16 protein-coding genes and 1 other RNA gene are annotated in these 18,969 nt (G+C 39.4%); 6 read left to right on the top strand and 11 right to left on the bottom strand.

Annotation, left to right across the window (positions count from 1 at the left end; genetic code table 11):
- Positions 1-98: 98 nt before the first annotated feature.
- From ACPEEM_RS07380 to ACPEEM_RS07370, 3 genes are all read left to right on the top strand, one after another.
- The gene (locus ACPEEM_RS07380; protein WP_424401565.1) at positions 99-1,145 is read left to right on the top strand and encodes a DNA cytosine methyltransferase; all 1,047 of its coding nucleotides are present in this window, start codon (positions 99-101) and stop codon (positions 1,143-1,145) included.
- Between the two features lie 10 nt (positions 1,146-1,155).
- Positions 1,156-1,764, top strand: a complete 609-nt coding sequence (locus ACPEEM_RS07375) for a hypothetical protein (RefSeq protein WP_424401564.1) — start codon at positions 1,156-1,158, stop codon at positions 1,762-1,764.
- Positions 1,765-1,999: 235 nt separating this feature from the next.
- Positions 2,000-4,345 (top strand): DUF2357 domain-containing protein, encoded by a 2,346-nt coding sequence (locus tag ACPEEM_RS07370; RefSeq protein WP_424406486.1) that lies wholly within the window; start codon positions 2,000-2,002, stop codon positions 4,343-4,345.
- A 5-nt stretch (positions 4,346-4,350) separates the two neighbouring features.
- On the opposite strand, the gene ACPEEM_RS07365 is transcribed toward ACPEEM_RS07370, so the two are convergent.
- The 4 genes from ACPEEM_RS07365 to tesB form a co-directional block, all read right to left on the bottom strand.
- Positions 4,351-5,631: a type II toxin-antitoxin system HipA family toxin gene (locus tag ACPEEM_RS07365; protein ID WP_424401561.1), complete on the bottom strand. Its 1,281-nt coding sequence runs from the start codon at positions 5,629-5,631 to the stop codon at positions 4,351-4,353.
- 5 nt (positions 5,632-5,636) lie between these two features.
- Entirely contained in the window at positions 5,637-5,903 is a 267-nt protein-coding gene (locus ACPEEM_RS07360; protein ID WP_424401560.1) for a helix-turn-helix domain-containing protein, read from the bottom strand.
- A gap of 210 nt (positions 5,904-6,113) precedes the next feature.
- Positions 6,114-6,989: a ferritin-like domain-containing protein gene (locus tag ACPEEM_RS07355; protein ID WP_424406484.1), complete on the bottom strand. Its 876-nt coding sequence runs from the start codon at positions 6,987-6,989 to the stop codon at positions 6,114-6,116.
- A 28-nt stretch (positions 6,990-7,017) separates the two neighbouring features.
- On the bottom strand, positions 7,018-7,884 hold the full coding sequence (gene tesB, locus ACPEEM_RS07350; protein ID WP_424406482.1) for an acyl-CoA thioesterase II: 867 nt from the start codon (positions 7,882-7,884) through the stop codon (positions 7,018-7,020).
- Positions 7,885-8,056: 172 nt separating this feature from the next.
- On the opposite strand from tesB, the gene ffs reads away from it, so the two are divergent.
- An RNA gene (ffs, locus tag ACPEEM_RS07345) (signal recognition particle sRNA small type) lies at positions 8,057-8,155 on the top strand.
- A gap of 21 nt (positions 8,156-8,176) precedes the next feature.
- Here ffs and cydC read toward each other — a convergent pair.
- The 5 genes from cydC to ACPEEM_RS07320 all read right to left on the bottom strand — a co-directional run bounded on the left by cydC (position 8,177) and on the right by ACPEEM_RS07320 (position 15,129).
- Positions 8,177-9,904 (bottom strand): heme ABC transporter ATP-binding protein/permease CydC, encoded by a 1,728-nt coding sequence (cydC, locus tag ACPEEM_RS07340; RefSeq protein WP_424406480.1) that lies wholly within the window; start codon positions 9,902-9,904, stop codon positions 8,177-8,179.
- On the bottom strand, positions 9,904-11,667 hold the full coding sequence (cydD, locus tag ACPEEM_RS07335; RefSeq protein WP_424404725.1) for a heme ABC transporter permease/ATP-binding protein CydD: 1,764 nt from the start codon (positions 11,665-11,667) through the stop codon (positions 9,904-9,906). The genes cydC and cydD overlap by 1 nt, the downstream gene beginning before the upstream one ends.
- 89 nt (positions 11,668-11,756) lie before the next feature.
- Positions 11,757-12,710, bottom strand: a complete 954-nt coding sequence (gene trxB, locus ACPEEM_RS07330) for a thioredoxin-disulfide reductase (protein ID WP_424406478.1) — start codon at positions 12,708-12,710, stop codon at positions 11,757-11,759.
- 73 nt (positions 12,711-12,783) lie between these two features.
- Entirely contained in the window at positions 12,784-13,641 is an 858-nt protein-coding gene (locus ACPEEM_RS07325; RefSeq protein ID WP_424401554.1) for a co-chaperone YbbN, read from the bottom strand.
- A gap of 138 nt (positions 13,642-13,779) precedes the next feature.
- On the bottom strand, positions 13,780-15,129 hold the full coding sequence (locus ACPEEM_RS07320) for a GntP family permease (protein ID WP_424406476.1): 1,350 nt from the start codon (positions 15,127-15,129) through the stop codon (positions 13,780-13,782).
- A gap of 250 nt (positions 15,130-15,379) precedes the next feature.
- Here ACPEEM_RS07320 and ACPEEM_RS07315 point away from each other — a divergent pair, with 250 nt between their 5' ends.
- Positions 15,380-15,892, top strand: a complete 513-nt coding sequence (locus ACPEEM_RS07315; protein ID WP_424406474.1) for a gluconokinase — start codon at positions 15,380-15,382, stop codon at positions 15,890-15,892.
- A 128-nt stretch (positions 15,893-16,020) separates the two neighbouring features.
- On the opposite strand, the gene gntR is transcribed toward ACPEEM_RS07315, so the two are convergent.
- Complete coding sequence (gene gntR, locus ACPEEM_RS07310; protein ID WP_424406472.1) at positions 16,021-17,019, bottom strand: gluconate operon transcriptional repressor GntR; 999 nt, start codon at positions 17,017-17,019, stop codon at positions 16,021-16,023.
- Positions 17,020-17,135: 116 nt separating this feature from the next.
- On the opposite strand from gntR, the gene selD reads away from it, so the two are divergent.
- Positions 17,136-18,200 carry a selenide, water dikinase SelD gene (gene selD / locus ACPEEM_RS07305; protein ID WP_424408239.1) on the top strand — a complete coding sequence of 355 codons (1,065 nt, stop codon included), beginning with the start codon at positions 17,136-17,138 and terminating at the stop codon, positions 18,198-18,200.
- A 190-nt stretch (positions 18,201-18,390) separates the two neighbouring features.
- Here selD and folA read toward each other — a convergent pair whose 3' ends face one another.
- Positions 18,391-18,888: a type 3 dihydrofolate reductase gene (folA, locus tag ACPEEM_RS07300; RefSeq protein ID WP_424401552.1), complete on the bottom strand. Its 498-nt coding sequence runs from the start codon at positions 18,886-18,888 to the stop codon at positions 18,391-18,393.
- Positions 18,889-18,969 lie beyond the last annotated feature (81 nt).

The following is an 18,969-nucleotide window of genomic DNA, read 5'->3' as shown; positions in this document are numbered from 1 at the left end:
AAGTGCGGTTAATCTTAACCGCACTTTTTTCAAAAATATTTAGAAATATTCAATACTCTAGTCACTGTTCTTTATTAGAATTGAAAGTTGAAGAATTTATGAGTGCTATTTCACAACAATATAATTTATTTGAAGATAACACATTTCTTAAAGAAAACGAAAATGCCCAATTTACATTTATCGATCTTTTCGCTGGGATTGGTGGTATTCGTATTGCAATGGAAAATTTGGGTGGGCGGTGTCTTTTTTCGAGTGAATGGGATGAAAAGGCACAATACACTTATTTTACTAACTTTGGTGAAAAACCTTTTGGGGATATTACATCGAAAGAAACGAAAAATGCCATTCCTAGACAATTTGATGTGTTATGTGCAGGATTCCCTTGCCAAGCTTTTTCTATTGCTGGAAAACGTGGGGGGTTTGAAGATACTCGCGGAACGCTTTTTTTTGATGTGGCTGATATTATTCATCGACATCAACCTAAAGCATTTTTTCTTGAAAATGTAAAAGGGCTGGTAAATCACGATAAAGGAAAAACCTTAAAAACTATTTTGAATACGCTACGGGAAGATCTTAATTATTTTGTTCCAGATCCTAAAATAATTAACGCAAAAGATTTTGGTGTACCGCAGAATAGGGAACGTATTTTTATTGTTGGTTTTCGTAAAGATTTGGGTATTACACAATTTACTTACCCTAAGGGTCAAAATAAAAAAATAACTTTTATTGATATTCGAGAAGAAAATACTGTTCCAACTAAGTATTATTTATCTACACAATACGTTGAAACACTGCGTAAACACAAAGAGCGTCATGCTAATAAAGGGAATGGGTTTGGTTATGAAATTATTCCTGACAATGGTATCGCAAATGCTATTGTGGTTGGTGGAATGGGGCGAGAGCGGAATTTAGTCATTGATCATCGGATTACCGATTTCACACCGACGACAAACATTAAAGGCGAAGTAAATCGAGAAGGTATTCGTAAAATGACGCCAAGGGAGTGGGCAAGATTACAAGGATTTCCAGATAGCTATATTATTCCTGTGTCTGATACTTCAGCTTATAAACAATTTGGTAATTCTGTTGCAATTCCTGCGGTACAAGCAACTGCAAAAGAGATTATTCAAATCTTAAATAATTAGGAATAACAATATGAAAAAACAAACATCTATTGAAATTATCAAAGAATTAATACATAAATATCCTATTTCTAATCATCTATTGCCGAGTGAGTTTGTTCAATTTTATTGGGATAAATATACGCAAGACTATCAAAGAGATAATTCGGTTAATGGGGCTATTTTTGAACAATTACTTGTATTATCTTTATTAAGGGAGGGTGTTAGCCCTATTTATACTCAAGCAGAATTAGCTTTTGTACCTAATGTCATTTTAGATATTGTGCTATATAACCGTAAACAACCGATTACGATTAGTGCCAAAACATCATTAAGAGAAAGATGGAAACAAGCAGATTTAGAAGCAATGGCAACCAAATATGTTCATCGAGAAGCCAAATGTTATGTGATTACCTTGTCAGAAAAAGAAGTTATGGCAAGACGCAAAGAACAAAATAGTTATATGGGTATTGATCAATTTGTTTTAGCCAATACAACAGAATTTGATGATCTTATTGCTGAAATTAAACTTATTAAAATTAGTGAAAGTGAGAGTATCAAAATTATTCAAACAGATAATAAATATCATAATTATCAAACTGCAAAAGAGATTTATGGTGTTGATTTTAGTATCAGAGAATAAAATAGATGAGGATATAGCATGATTTTCCTAAAAATCATGGCTTTTTCTCGACATTTTAAGTTATTGTTTTAATATTTCAAAATTAATTCGATGCTCACATTCTTTCAAGAATAGAGGAAAATTTTTTCGTTCAATTCAAAATTTTCACCGTCGCTCTCGTCAAAAACTTGAGCAAATGAAAAAACAATTGGAACGTCAACATTTCACCTCGTTTTGGCAATAAGTGGTCATCAAAATGAAAGAATGGCTTAGCTTAGATTGTGATGATTTCACATTCACTGTTTGGAGTAATGGTGTAGACAAGCGGAAAAGTGTATTTGAGGCGAGAGATAAAACAGCATCTCAATATGTCATTCATTTTTCCGAAAATATGGGCAAAGTAAAAATACATTGTCCATTTTTAGATGACACTTTATTGCCTGAATCCTCACAGCTAGAGCTACCCTCACCACTTTTCTTTGAAAATTTACAATATCAATTTGAATGGGCGTTTAAGTTTGATGTTGAACAGGCTGAAGTGATTCATCATCACCGTGCGGTAAATGAAGCTTTCCGTTTTAAGTATCAGTCTTTGATTGGTAATATCAATACTGGCAATGATATTGGTTGGTTTACTTTACCTATCCGTTATTCTGTTGGCAATAAACAAAAAGAATTCTATATTAAATTTGAAATTCTGCCGACAAAAATCGATTTACACCGCGATATTCCTATCATTTATCAAGACATTGATACCGAGTTTCCATTATTGCGTTTTAACTTTTTAGGTAAAACAGAGCAACAAAGTTCAGAAAGTCATAAACGAGGCAATTTTCCCCTATTTTGGTTAGCACATTTTAAACAATTACGGGAAAAGCTTGTTCATAACATCAAGATAATTACGCTTGCTCCCCATCAACGTTTACAGCAGAAAAACGCATTTTTGAAAGCAGATCGTTTAGTTGGTAAAGCATCCCACCGCCAATTAGAAAAAATTCGTCATGATATTAAAAATGGTCAGATGGATAAACGTTATCAAGTTAATCCCAAATTTCTGAGTGCGAATACGCCTGAGAATCGGTTTATTAAATGGATTTCAGGGCAAATACAACGCCAAATTAACAAGATTATTTATCAATTACAGACACAACAAAATGAATTCTCAGAAGTATTGGTGGCGAATTTAAAAACTTGGATTACGCCACTGATGAAATTAGAAAAGCAAAGTTTCCTTAAAGACATTAGCCCTGAATATTTAGAAAAATCCACATTAGTTCTACAACAAAAAACTGGCTATAACCAAGTTTATTATATTTGGCAAGAATTAAAACTTTATTTAGATTTTTTTGAACAATCAAAAACAATTTCAATGAAATCTGTGGCTGAACTTTATGAAATTTGGTGCTTTATTACCTTGAAAAATATATTACTCGAGTTAGGTTTTCAAACGACTCAAAAACAAAAAAAACGCCTATATCCGAGTAAGTTTTCGGAATATAAACTGAGGGATGGTTTATTTGGGGCTTTTCACTTTGAAAAAGGCAATATTAAGGTTCGGTTGGTGCATGAGCCTATATTTCGTCAAGAAGGAAAAGAAATTAGAACGTTTTGGGTAACGCAAAAACCAGATATTTTGTTAGAAGTGATTTTCCCAAATAAACAAAAATATATTTGGCTATTTGATGCAAAATATCGAATTGCATCAGGTAAAGATCTGAATCTGGAGGATCAAGGTAAAACAGAAAAAGAGAACGAGGATATTACGAACAGAGAAGATCTGGTGCCTGAAGATGCACTAAACCAGATGCACCGTTATCGCGATGCGTTAATTCATATTTCTCACCACAGTTTAATTGAGCGAACTCGTCCAGTATTCGGTGCATTTGCTTTGTATCCTGGCGATTTTCAACAAGATAAGCAGGCTAACCCTTATCAGTCTGCGATTGATGCTATCGGGATTGGAGCGTTTGCATTATTACCAAGTCAAGATAAGCTGGGACAAAAATGGTTGGTAGATTTTTTATCTGAAAAATTATCTTTTAATGATGAAGAAAAGAAAGACAAAATAGATGCTTTATATCTTGAAAATACCGCGAGAATTCCTAGCTTGGGAATGAGATCATCGTATTATCGAAATTTAGTGATGGTGATTCGAATTGGTGATAATAGAGAAGAAGAATATATAAATCGTTTTAGAAATGGAACGGCGACTTATTACCATACAACAATAGATATTTTCAGTGATAACTTTAATCATAAAGTGATATCTGAATTAAACTTTCTCGCAATTGCATATCCAGATATTAAAGGAGATTGGATTGTTGATAAAGTATATCCGATCTTAAATGTTAATATTAAACAACGTAGTGAATTAAATGAGAAACAAACTGGGATTAAAAAATTCACTTCGGAAAATAAGCTTTGTTATCTTTTTGAGCTAAGTAATCCAATTACATTACAGAATGTACTCATGGATATTCCAGTATCACGTTTTAGAGATTCTATTAAGTTGTCGACGCTAACAATATTAAACGAAACGAAATGTTTTACTGAGTTAGATAGTGTATATCGTCATATATTAATTAACGCGTTGAGCCATTAACTTTTTTAAGTAATAGCGAATTTTTTCATTTGTTGTGCGATGCCTTCAAGAATTGGGGTGCTTGTGGCATCGGGAAGTCCTGTAAGATTGATTGCCTGAATTTTGGGGTAATCGAGGGATAGTTCATGCAAAATCTCTTCCACTGTTTCTTTGGCGAGTCCTGCTAATTTGGCGGTGGCAAAAATATGGCGAAGCTGGATTTTATGCCAGAGATAATGTTTATTTTCACCGTGCCAAGCCATGGCGAGTTTGATTTTCTGTTTTTGTAATCCGCTGGGTTTTATTAATGGATAGGCTGAAATGACATCATAAAAGGGGGTTAAGTGGTATTTGTTGCCCTGTTCTAAGAAAATGCTGAAGTTTTTGCCATGACCATCGATAGCACACAATAACAAAAATACAATCTGTGCTTTAAAGAATTGTTTGCGATCCATTTGTGGATGAGCAGAGCCTTTCAGTAGTTGCATAATAGGTAAAATCCCTGGTCCGCCATCATTTTCATATTTTCGGGCGGGGGCAATATTCAGAGCTTGGCACATATCTTCTTGGGGAAGTCGCACGATCCAATCTTGATTTTTTGCCCAGCGCCGATCAAAGCGTTCTACAATGAGCACCTTTACTTCACCAAACTGATGAATATCCGCCTTTGGCACAGGTAGGCCTAGCGTTTGCATGATTTTCAGACAAAGCCATTCATTTTCACAGCTTGTGCTTAGATCAATTTGTCCTTGCCCAACCTGCCCGATAGGAAGCTTAAAAATATGTGTGGTTGCCGTAGAATGTAATGGACGTTTCCATTGTTCTTGATGATACAACAAGGCGGTTTTTTCTTGAGCCCCCGCTAATGAAATGCGAAATTCCTCGCTTTCTTCCATGCCAAGGGGAAAAGTGCGGTAGTTTTTGAGTAAGTTTTCAATGTCATCATGACTGAGAGGCTCCGCTTCTATTTGACGCATCCCATGTGGCTGATGCTGATACAGCTGTAATGCTCCGACACAATCTTGCCCAATAGCGGAAAGCAAATCAAAAGGGGATTTTGTTGTGGTTTGAAAACGTTGTTGAATACGTGAGCGGATCTGCTCATTATCAGGCAATAAATTATCAAAAAAGTTATAAACTACATCTCCCTTATAAATTTTTTGCGATAAAGGGAGCGAAAGGGAAATGGCTCGAGCACGTGGCGAGTTGAACCAGCTTTCCGCATATTGAAATTCAGTAGCACCATTGCGGAGTTTACGCCATTCTCCTACGTTGATGCCATTCATCGCAACAGTGAGTTTTTCCATACCTATCACCAAATTTCATCATCGTGATAGACGGCGGTGGTTTCTTCCACTTTTAATGTCTTGTTGCGAGGTTGAATGATCAACGCTAATTCCAACCCAGATAAAATTTTAAATAAGGTGTCTAATTTTGTGCTATCGGGGTGGTTTTCAAAGGCTGAAATGGTGGCCTGTTTGGTGCCCGCTAACTTGGCGACATCGGTTTGCGATAAATTTTGTTGATAACGATATTCTCTGATAATGTGTGCAAGCATTTTGGTTGTTGTGGCATTCATAGTGATTCCTTTATAGGCTTCGTGGGATAATTTTTAATTTATACCCTTAGTGGGATAAAGTCAACTTTAACCTCTATAAAGGATAAAAATATAAATATCCTTTGTGTGGGATATTTGAATCCTTTGTTAAAGTGCGGTGTATTTTAAAAAAGTTTTATAAAGAGAGACATTTAAAGAATAGATCCCCCTTGGAAGAAGGGAAGTGAGCGGTCAGGATTGACCGCTTTCTTTTTGTGATTTGATATGGCTTTTTAAGGTTTGTTCGATTTCGTAGATCCAATCAAGTTCGTATTGGGTGAAACCTGCTTGTAAGCGGGCATCGGTATTGATGACACCTTTGAAAATCACAATACGATATTTTCGAAGTAAATCACTGAAACATTGCATGGCATCTAGCTCTCGTTTGGCAGACAAGGCGTGATACCAATGATTACCGATACTCACATGACCTATTTCATCTCGTAAGATAATATCGAGGATATCCACCGCAGCAAAATCTTTGCGTTGGCGGATTTTATCTTGTAATACTGGGGTGGCGTCTAATCCTCTTGCCTCTAACACTCTTGGCACTAACGCCATTCGTTCCCAAATATCATGTGCAGTGGCTTGCGACATTTCCCATAAGCCAGCGTGGGCTTCAAAATCCCCGTATTGATAACCCAATCGGTTAAGATGTGCATTAAGTAAGCTAAAATGCGTGCTTTCTTCTCGTGCCACGCGTAACCAATCTTTGATAAAAGCCATCCCTTCGCCTAACTCTTGTTGTGCACAGCGACCAAATCGCCATGCGGCATCTAAGCCGAGGTTTATGGCATTAAACTCAATATGGGCGATAGCGTGTAATGTGGCTGCATAGCCTTCATCTGTATTAAATGCACGCTTTGGCACATCTTTCGGGGCAACCAGTGTCGGGCGAGCGGGAAAGCCTGCGATATCCTGTTGTGGTTTCACATCGGGGAAATCATCAACTTGGGTGAAGTTGAGGGTGGGGAGTTGCTCATCATAGAGCGTGTTGACTAATTGGCATTTTTTATCTGGTTGCGTTTCTTGCAATGCTTCAGTCATGTGTTGCCAAAATGCGGTCATAATTTTCCTTATTTTATGGTGAATAGTTTTATGATTCTGCTCGGTAGCGGATTAAGCCTTCTTGTTGGGTGGTGGCAATTAAGCGACCTCGAGCATCAAAAATTTGTCCTCGAGCCAAGCCTCTTGCCCCTGACGCATTATTACTTTCAATGGCATACAATAACCAATCATTTAAATCAAACGTTCGGTGAAACCAAATGGAATGATCGAGTGTGGCGACTTTCATGCCTTTTTGTAAAAAGCCTTTTTCATGGGGCTGTAGTGCGGTTAATAAACAATGAAAATCGGAGAAGTAGGCAAGTAAACATTGCTGAATTTTTTGATCTAAAGGGGCAATGCCATTGGCTTTTACCCAAGCAAATTGTTCTGGGGGTAATTTTGCTCCTTGGAAAGGGTGATTAATGTATTTTGCTCGAATATCAAAAGGTCGCTCGGCACTAAATTTTGTTCGCATGGGTTCGGGTAGTAACGTCGCTAGCTTTTGAATCATATCACTTTCTGAAATGAGCTGTTCTGGTGGGGCGACATTTGGCATGGTGCTTTGGTGTTCAAACCCTTGCTCTTCTTTTTGAAAAGAGGTGGTAATATGGCAAATCGGTTCATTGTGTTGAATGGCTTTGACTCGATAGGCACTAAAGCTGTGTCCTTCTCGTAGGGTTTCTACATCATAAATAATGGGATATTGGCTTTCTCCAGGGGATAAAAAGTAAGCGTGGCAAGAATGTAGCAGGCGATCTGAGGGGGCAACTTGCATGGCTGCCGATAACGCCTGTGCGATCACTTGTCCACCAAAAACTTGGGGTAAGCCGAGGTCTTCGCTGTTACCTCGAAACAGGAAATCATCCAATTTTTCCAACTGGAGTAATTCAATTAAATTATTTAAGACATTCGACATGGGGTATTCCTTATGTACGGGCGTGTTGTGAATGAGATTTTTAATCAGTGAATGATACACAAAGTAAGCAAATCCTCGGAAATCAAAAATCAACGTTTGCAAAACATGGACGCTTATAGCATAATAACGCACCTAATCAGGCGTAAGTGCTTGATTAGCCTCTATGGAAACCTTCTCGGTTCCTCGCAATGGTATCTGATTTACCTGGTCAGGTTCGGAAGAAAGCAGCCAAAGTCAGACTCTCCGTGTGCCGAGATCAAGCTGGGAAGGTTTCCACCCAATTTTCTCTTCTTTAAATTCTTTCTGTGAGTTTCTTAAAATAACCTGCGGGTTTCGTTATTAATTCTTGGTAATTGCCTTGCTCAATGAGTTTTGCCTCATCAATTAAGTAAATTTGATCAAATTGATCAATAAAAGTCAATCGATGCGTGACCATCAATAAGGTTTTATCTTTCGCATGAGCAAAGATTAATTGCAGAATTTGACGTTCCGTTTCTCGATCAAGCCCTTCGGTTGGCTCATCTAATAATAGAATGGGGGCATCATTGAGTAACACTCTCGCCAAACCGAGACGACGTTGTTCCCCACCCGAAAGCGGACGTCCGCCATCACCGAGCCAGCAGTTAAGCCCTTCTTGTTCAAGAAGTTTTTCTAGCCCCACTTGTTTTAATACCTGAACCATATGTTCATCAGAAAGTGGCGTTTGGCTCGCTATTTGTAAGTTTTGTCGTAAGGTATCGCTAAAAACATGGACACGTTGTGTTAAAAAACACATGTGTTGGCGTAAAGTCGTTTCACTATAAGCTTGAATAGGTTTACCAGCTAAGAATAATTCACCTTGTTGTGCATCATAGTGCCGCACCAAGAGTTGTAACAGGGTGGATTTGCCGCTGCCCGTTTTACCGAGAATCGCAATGTGTTGCCCTTTTTGAATTTGAAGGCTAAGCTGATTTAACGCCCAGTTTTCCCGTTCAGGATAGGCAAAAGAAAGGTTTTTCGCCTCAATGAGTGTGCCATCTTGATGAACAAAGGGGGCATCTTGCGGAAACTGCACCAAAGGGGGTTGTGTCATCATCTCATTTAAGCGTTCGGCTGAAGCAATAATTTGCCCAATATGTAAAAAGGCGGCACCAATAGGCATTAAAATTTCAAAGGCAGCCAGTGCGGCAAAGGCAAAGAGGGCAATATAAGCCGCTTTGTAGATCCCTTCGCCTAAATCGGTTTCTGCGACAAACCAAAGGGTCAAGGCGAGAATCAGTCCATTGACTAACAATAAAATGGCACTGGATAGTCCTGTTAAGTTGGCTTCTTTTTGTTGGTAGCCTTGCCAATCTTGCTCAATCGCATTGAGCGTTTGTTTTGCTTGTTGTTCAGCATTAAACAGTAATAATTCGGCTTGTGCTTGAATAAATTCGATAAATTGACTGCGGTAATGGGCTCTTGCTTGGGTGAGTTTTTCACCAAATTGTTTACCTAAATAATAAAAAATCGTTGGGATAATCAGTAAAAATGTGAGTAAGGCAAGACCAACAAAAAGAGCCACAGGCACATTGATGATACTTAACCCCAAGGTGATCAAACCAATCACCACAATGGCACTCAAAAAGGGAGCAAAGAGGCGGAGATATAAATTATCTAAAGTATCGACATCTGCCACTAAACGATTTAACAAATCGCTATGGCGATAGCGGTTTAACACCGCAGGGCTGAGTGGGATAATGCGACTGAAAACCTCCACCCGTAATTTTGCCAATACACGGAAGGTGGCATCATGGGTAACAATTTTTTCCACATATCGTACCGCAGTTCGAGTCAGTGCTAAGCCACGCACACCCGCAGAAGGGTAGAAGAAGTTAAATAATGCCCCGACACCTGCGATAGCCGTTGCCGCCAAGAACCAACCCGATAGCGTGAGTAATCCGATGCTTGCAGCAAGCCCTGTGATCATTAAGATTACACCAAGAATTAAGGTGAATTTCGCGTGTTTAAATAGGCGTAAGAAGGGAAGTAATGCACGCATTAATTTAAATCCTGTTTTCGTTGATTAAGTAATTCCGCAAAAAAACCGTGATCTTTTAACTGATCAAAATGCCCTTGTTGAATCATTTCCCCTTCTTGCATCACAAGAATATGATCACATTGCTTTAACTCTTCAATGCGGTGCGTGATCATTAAGGTGGTTTGTTGCTGGCTCATTTGTTGTAACGCATGTAGCACAGATTGTTCTGATTGGGCATCTAAACTGGCAGTGGGTTCATCAAGTAGGAGTAATTTTCCCTGACGTAACAAGGCTCGAGCAATCGCCAAACGTTGTGCTTGACCCACAGAAATGCCTAATCCGCCGTCTTTAATTTCACTTTCAAGACCAAGTTTATCGGTAAACTCTTTGGCTTGTGCTTGGATGAGTGCTTGCTCAATTTCGGCATCGCTGGCTTCAATATCGCCTAAAAGCAAATTCTCTTTAATTGTCCCTTTTAGTAACAAAGGATTTTGTCCCACCCAAGCAATGTGTTTACGCCATTGGTGAATATCCAATGCATTTAAAGCAATCCCGTTGACTTTCAAACTGCCTTGATAAGGAAGGAAACCTAACAAGGCATTGATAATCGAGGTTTTGCCTGCACCACTTTGCCCGACTAAGGCAGTATGGCTTTTGGCATGGAGTTTAAAGGTTAGCGGTTTGGTGAGGGCTTTCCCTTCAGGAGAGAAAATAACCCATTCTTCGGCTTCAATTTCTACCGCACTTTCTGCCTCAATAGTCTGTGTTGAATGGGCGGTAAAATATTGGTGATCTTTTTCTAAAAACGCCACAATGGCGTCTGCCGCACCAATACCTGCCGCACGATCATGATAATAGGTGCCGAGATCTCTTAATGGCTGATAAAACTCAGGGGCGAGAATTAAACAGAAAAAACCAACAAATAAGCTCATTTCTGTGCTGTAAGTGCCGAAATTGATTTCACCTAAATAGCTAAAACCAAAATACACCGCCATTAAAGCAATCGAAATAGAGGTAAAAAATTCCAATACCGCAGAAGAGAGAAACGCCATTTTGAGGACATCCATGGTGGTTTCACGGAATGCTTCGGTGCTTTGCTCAATGTGTGTGGTTTGTTCTTCGGTACGGTTAAATAGGCGTAACGTTTCCAACCCTTTTAAACGATCTAAAAATTGGGCACTGAGTTTTGCCAAGGTGTCCATATTTTTTTGGCTACTGTCAGCTGCTGCAATGCCAACTAAAATCATAAAGAGAGGAATTAATGGTGCAGTGAACATGAGAATAACCCCTGCCACCCAATTCAGTGGGAAAATTGCGATTAAAATCACAATGGGCACAATGGCAGAAAGTGCCTGTTGTGGCAAATAGCGAGCATAATAGTTTTGCAAGTTTTCCACTTGTTCTAACATAATACTTGCCCAGCTTCCTGCAGGGGTATTGTGCGTGACCGCAGGGCCGACGTCATGGATTTTATTTAAAATATCTTGACGAATAATATTGCGTAAAATTCGACCGCACTTAAAGCCAATAGACTCACGCCACCATAAAATCAGTGCACGTAGCCCAAAGCCTACCACTAACGCAACAAAATAAGGTAATAATGCAGAACGTGGCGTGTTTTGCATGATCAAATGGTGAAGAAGATGTGCGAGGAAATAGGTATTCGCAACTAAAATCACCGAGGAAATTGAAGCAAGGAAAATATTAAGATGTAATAACTTTTTAATGGGTTTCTGAGCGGTCCAAAGCCATTTTTGTAAATATTTTTGGCGAGTTTTTTCCATATTAGCGTGCGTTTAGTGGGTTGATCGAAGAAATGGATGAGGGGCGAGATGCATGCCCCTCGAACATATCGCAACAGAGATAGTTGAAATTATTTTTGCGAATCTAAATAACGCTCCGCATCTAAAGCAGCCATACAGCCAGTTCCCGCAGACGTGATAGCTTGACGATAATTGTGATCCATCACATCGCCTGCGGCAAATACCCCCTCCACTGAGGTGGCTGTGGCATTGCCTTCTAAACCTGATTTCACCACAATATAACCATTATTTAAAGCTAATTGATCCGCAAAAATGTCCGTATTCGGGGCATGACCAATGGCAATAAATACACCATCTAAACGCAATTCTTCGGTTTGTTCAGATTGTGTATCTTTTAAGCGAACACCAGTTACGCCCATATTGTCCCCCAACACTTCATCGAGCGTGCGGTTGGTATGCAGAATAATTTTGCCTTCCTCGACTTTTTTCATTAAACGATCGATTAAAATTTTCTCACTACGGAAACTATCACGGCGGTGAATCAAATATACTTCAGAGGCAATATTCGCTAAATAAAGGGCTTCTTCCACCGCCGTATTGCCACCGCCTACCACGGCAACGGGTTTATTACGATAGAAAAAACCATCACACGTGGCACAAGCTGACACGCCACGACCTTTATAAGCTTCTTCAGAAGGTAAACCTAAGTAACGAGCAGAAGCACCAGTGGCAATAATCAACGCATCACAGCTAAAATGTTGTACATCACCGTATAATTTGAATGGACGTTCGGAAAGATCAACTTTATGAATATGATCAAAAATAATTTCGGTATCGAATTTCTCAGCATGTTGTAGCATACGTTGCATGAGCTCAGGACCTGTTGTATCACCAAAATCACCCGGCCAATTTTCGATTTCTGTGGTCGTGGTTAATTGCCCACCTTGTTGTAAGCCAGTCACTAACACAGGGTTTAAATTCGCACGAGCGGCATAAATTGCCGCCGTATAGCCAGCAGGACCAGAGCCTAGAATAAGTAATTTACAGTGTTTCATTGTGTTCATTTTTAATCCTTCATTTCAAAAATTTTGGGTTATTATAGCCCGTTCAATTGGTACAATCTATCCCTAATACCGATTAATACAAGAGGGAATAAAGTAATCGACGGTATTTATTGGTGATAGGATCATTGTTACCAAGGGCGGCAAGTAGGGATAAAAATTGCTGTTTCACTTCCCCTTGTTCTGCACTTAAGTCTTTTTTCAAGATATCAAATAGCAAACTTAACGCCTCCTCATTACGATGGGCTTGGTGTAATTGAACAGCTAGTTTCAAGGCGATATCTGCACGTGGTTGACGGGCAAAATCCGCTTGCAATTGCTGAATTTCTGGCGTATCAGCCGCTTTAATCAACAGGTCAATTTGTGCTTGTAAACCATGCCAGCGACTATCTTGATCTTGCAATGGAATCTGAGCCAAAATTTCCTGTGCTGGTTCGACTTTTTTCATTGCAATATAGGTTTCGGCATAAAGCAGAGCGATATCGCTATTTTTCTTATTAGACAATTCCCAACTTTCTTTTAGTAGGGGCAACGCCGCCTCATAATTTTCAGCTTGTAGAAAATCTAGGGCTAACATAAATTTGATTTCTTCCTCTTTTGGCAAAATCAAGGCTAAACGTTGCATTAACGTTGTTTCATCTAACGCCCCTTGAAAAGCATCTAAGGCTTGCCCTTCTTTAAATAAATAGGTGGTTGGCAGGGTTTGAAGTTGGAATTGTGCAGCAATCATTTGCTCCGTTTCACAATTGACTTTTGCCAAAATAAATTGACCTTGCTGCTGTTCCGCAATGCGTTCTAAAAGTGCGGTAAATTCGACGGAAGTTTGGTGGCTAGGGGCATAAAATGTGAGCACAAGAGGGGTTTGCTGTGAACGTTGTAACACGTCATTGAGGTTCTGTGTCGTGACGGAAATGGTATGTGGTGATGCGGTCATAATAATCCTTAATGCATAAAATAACATGCTCAGTATTCTAGCAAAAAGGGGGAGAACATCCTAGGAAAAGCAAATTTCGTAAAAAACAACCGCACTTTTTTAGAGGTAAGCAAAGTGCGGTTGTTTTTAAATATGTTTTTATAGTATAAGACTGCCAATGACAGCAAAAATAAACCCAACGACCCCGATTAACGTTTCCATAACCGTCCATGTTTTTAATGTGGTTTTTTCATCCATTTCTAAGAAGCGGCTCACTAGCCAGAAACCTGAATCATTTACGTGAGAAAGTGCCGTCGCACCAGATGCTATCGCAATCACGATAAAGCAAAGATCAAATTGACTTAACCCTGTTGTGGCCGTCACAGTGGGGGCAATAAGGGCAGAGGTTGTGGTGAGTGCTACAGTTGCTGATCCTTGCGCCACTCTTAATGCTAACGCAATAATGAAGGCTGCAACAATAGCAGGTAAGCCAGTGTTCGATAACGCATTGGCTAAAACATCACCAATGCCACTGGCACGTAGGACACCACCAAACATCCCGCCGGCACCTGTAACTAACACGATCGCACAGATTGGACCGAGAGCATTGTCACAAATTTTTTCAATTTGCTCGTAGCTACGCTGCTCTTTTAATAACACAATAGCAACCATTAAGGTAATCAGTAAAGCGATAGGGGTTTTGCCTAATAAACGTAAGCTTTCTACCCAAAAGCTTGCCCCATCAATCATTTTTGCGACACTTAATGTATTTAAGCCCGTATCAAATAAAATTAAACAAATTGGTAATAACAATATCAGCATAACTTTTTTAAAACTAGGTGGATTAATCACCGCAGTTTCATTGATTACATTGTTATTCAAGAATGCTTTTGGCAACTCAAGCTTAATTTTTTTACCTGAATATAAGCCAAACAAGTAGGCTGCAATGTACCATGTTGGAATTGCACAAATGAACCCTACAATGACCAATAATCCCATATTTACCCCCAATAAATCCCCTGAAGCAACAGGACCTGGATGAGGAGGTAAAAACGCATGCATCACAGCAAAGGCACCAGCGGATGGCAATGCATAACGCAGTGTTGAACCACCAAATTGTTTCGCAACACTAAAAATAATGGGTAGCATGACGACTAAACCTGCATCGAAGAAAATCGGAAAGCCAAATAAGAGAGAGGCAACCCCAAGAGCAAAAGGGGCTTTCTTCTCACCAAATTGGTTAATTAAAGTATCAGCAAGGACTTTCGCCCCTCCTGTAATTTCAAGTAATCGTCCGATCATTGCTCCCAACCCCACTAATAAAGCAACGGCAGCAAGTGTATTGCCAAAGCCTGTGAGTAACGTTGGAAGAATTTTATTCATCGGAATTCCAGTGGCTAATGCTGTTAGAAGACTGACGATAATCAAAGCAACAAAGGCATGTACCTTGAATCGCATAATTAAGATCAAGAGAAGTAAAACAGCTGTAACCATAATGAAAATTAGCATAAGGAATCTCCTTAGTTATTGTTGTTACTGGTAACATTTTTTTATCTTAATATGTGAGACAGAGAATTGCAGAAATAATGTTTAAATTTGTGATCCACTTCAAGTAATCCAGATTTCTTTTTAACGATGCTAGGGCGATATTGATGAGTCTATATAAAAATTTGTGATGAAAATCACAAAAAAAAATGTTACCAGTAACTTTTTTATCAAAATTCGGTATGGTAGCGACATTAATAAAAAGGAGTCAAAGATGGTAAAAGGTAAAAGTATCATTTTAATGGGTGTGTCAAGTACAGGAAAAACCACGGTTGGAACAGAAGTGGCACGACGTTTAGGTATTAAATTGATTGATGGTGATGATTTACATCCCAAAGCGAATATTATCAAAATGAGCCAAGGTAATCCGCTTAATGATGAAGATAGAGCACCTTGGTTAGAGCGAATCCGAGATGCGGCTTTTAGTTTGGAACAAAAAAATGAGGTAGGAATAATCATTTGTTCTGCACTTAAGAAGGCATATCGTGATCGGATTCGTGATGGAAACGAGGTTCTATTTCTCTTTTTACATGGGGCTTTTGAGCTTGTTCTAGAAAGAATGAAGCAACGTAAGGGGCACTATATGAAAACGGACATGCTACGTAGCCAATTTGAGACGTTAGAGGTGCCACAAGCGGATGAGAAAGATGTGATAACGATAAGTATTGATGGTAGTTTTGAACAAGTGGTTGAGCGTTGTGTTGATGTTTTAACGCCTTTGATCTAATCGGATAATCCAATTAATCACCCTATTTGAGGGGGGATTAAAGTGCGGTAATTTTTGAAAAATTTTCGGTATGATAAGTGTGAAATAGGTGTAATGGAGAAGCTACACATTTGCTTTTCATTATACCCTTAAATGCTTTCTCCTAAGTGAATTTGGTAACCAAGATTAATCATCGCACTTTGTTGGGGAATACCGTTAATACGATTTAATAATTCTTGGGCGGCGACTCTGCCGATATCTAAGCGGGGGGTGATGACTGTCGCAAGTTGTGGTGTCATTGATTGACCAACGTTATGACCATGAAAACCTGCTACTGCAATCTGCTGTGGAATTTTGATTCCTAAACGTTGGCACTCAAAAATGGCCCCAATTGCTAAGTCGTCATTAGTACAAAAAATGCCGTCTAAATGAGGTTTTTCTCGCAAGGCTTGATGTAATTGCTGTGCACCTAAACTAAAAGATGATGCCTCTTGAGTGATTAAACTATGTGGTATTAAACCATATTTATGCATAGCTTGTTCATAACCTTGCATTTTTAATTGGGTTCGCTTATCCATACGTGCGGAAAAATAAACAATGTGCTTGCGTCCACGTTTAATCATGGTTTCAACCATTGCTTGTGCTGCCATAATATTATTAAAACCGATAACCTGTTGTAGCCCAATTTCAGCACATTCCATAATTTCTATAACAGGCACATTTGCTACCTCAAGCATTTTTAGTGTACGAGGACTGTGGTGATTTTCGGAAAGAATTAAACCATCAACATGATAGGAAAGTAGACTTTCAATACGTTGTTCTTCTTTTTCTTCACTATAACCATAATGAGCCAACATGGTTTGATAACCCTCATCATCAGTAATTTCTTCAATACCTTTGATAATATCTGCAAAAACATGATTGGTGAGTGAAGGGAGGAGTACCCCAATTGCACGGCTTTTGGCATTAGATAAAATATCGGGTGCACGGTTGGGTATGTAGCCAAATTGCTCAAGGGCTTTGGCAATTTTTTCTTGGGTATCGGGTGCGACAGTGTTGGGGTTACGTAAATAACGACTAATGGTCATTTTAGTCATTCCCACATGGTTTGCGATATCTTGTAGCGTGGGACGCTTGTGCTTATTCATCAGCTTCTCAATTTCTTTATTTTTATGACAGGCGTATAATGGGGCAACATTATTGGTGAGGAGATCTGAAAATGCAAGCCAAAATTGAACAAAATCTTACCGCACTTGAACAAGAAATGAATGAGACGATAGCCAGTACGGTGCGTTTGACCCAGTACAGCCATGGGGCAGGCTGTGGGTGTAAAATTTCACCCAGCGTATTGGAAAAAATTCTGCATTCTCATCTTGAAAAATGGGTTGATCCGAATCTGTTGGTGGGGAATGAAACGAAAGATGATGCGGCGGTATATGATATCGGCAATGGTGTCGGGATTATCAGTACCACAGATTTTTTCATGCCAATTGTGGATGATCCTTTTGATTTCGGTCGAATTGCCGCCACCAATGCCATCAGTGATATTTTTGCGATGGGAGGCAAGCCCATTATGGCAATTGCCATTTTAGGTTTCCCGATTAAATTATTGCCACCTGAAGTGGCACAAAAAATTGTGGATGGCGGTCGTTTTGCTTGTCAACAAGCGGGGATTGCTTTAGCTGGTGGACATTCTATTGATACGCCAGAACCGATTTTTGGGCTAGCCGTCACGGGGATGATTGCCACGGAAAAGGTGAAGAAAAATGCCTCTGCTCAAGCAGGATGTAAGTTATTTTTAACCAAACCATTAGGCATCGGCATTTTGACTACGGCAGAAAAAAAAGACAAGCTTAAAGCCGCCCATAAAGGATTAGCCACGAAAATCATGTGTCAAATGAACAGTATTGGCAGCCAATTTTCCGAGTTAGAGGGAGTGATGGCAATGACCGATGTGACAGGTTTTGGCTTGTTAGGCCATTTGTTGGAAATTTGCGAAGGCTCCAATCTCAATGCCGAAGTCTATTTTGATCAGATTGACACCCTAGATGGTGTGCCTCTTTATATTGAAAAAGGCTGTATACCGGGTGGAACATTGCGTAATTTTGAGAGCTACGGGCATAAAGTTAGTGCGATGACACCAGAACAAAGGGCAATATTATGTGATCCACAAACCTCAGGTGGGTTGTTGATTGCGGTGCAAGAAGCCGCTGAGGCACAAGTGAAAGAGATTGCTCAGCAACAAGGCGTTACGCTCATTGAAGTGGGGAAATTATTACCGCCAGATCCACGCTCAGAGGTGCGAGTTCAGGTTATATCGGCATCATAAAGCAATGAGGTGAGAAAAGGCAGGAGGGTGAAGTCATGAAAAAATTGATTGTATTACTGAATCTTTGCTTCATCAATCAGCAATAAGGGAGAAGAGGTGTAATGGACAAAAATGTGAGGTTGTCCATTACACCACTTTTTTACACTGCATTTTAAAGGAAAGGGCATTGTCTTTTCAGACATGCTCTTGATTATTTTTGCGGTGCAGTTTTACGGCGTAAAATCAGGAAGCGACAATCATAGGCGTTATGCTCATCGGCATGATGCCATGCTTCATGCTCAATGTCCCAATCTTGCCAGTGGATGGCTGGGAAGAACGTATCCCCCTCTAACTCCGTTTGAATTTCAGTAAGATAAAGCTTATCGGCTTTGTTCAGATATTGGTTAAATATTTGTCCGCCGCCAATGAGCATGATTTCTGGGGAATCTTTTACAAATTCCACCGCACTTTCCAAACTCTCTTTCCACTCGATGCCTTCGTGAATATAAGGTTGGCGAGAAAGCACAATATTGAGGCGTTTCGGCAAAGGGCGACCAATGCTTTCAAAGGTTTTTCGTCCCATGATCACGGGCTTTCCCATGGTTTTTTGACGAAACCAAGCTAAATCCGCAGGTAAATGCCACGGCATTTTATTGTCTTGACCAATGACATGGTTTTTTGTCATGGCAACGATAATACTAAAGGTCATATTGATATTGGATAAGTACGGCTAGTTAAAAGGGTGCTTATTATACTACAAAACTTTGTTAAACTGGTCGATAGAATAAGC

It is taken from the genome of Pasteurella pantherarum, from assembly GCF_049670885.1.
GTDB lineage: Bacteria > Pseudomonadota > Gammaproteobacteria > Enterobacterales > Pasteurellaceae > Pasteurella.
Note: the sequence above shows the minus strand (reverse complement) of the source record. Positions and strands in the feature narration are given on the sequence as shown.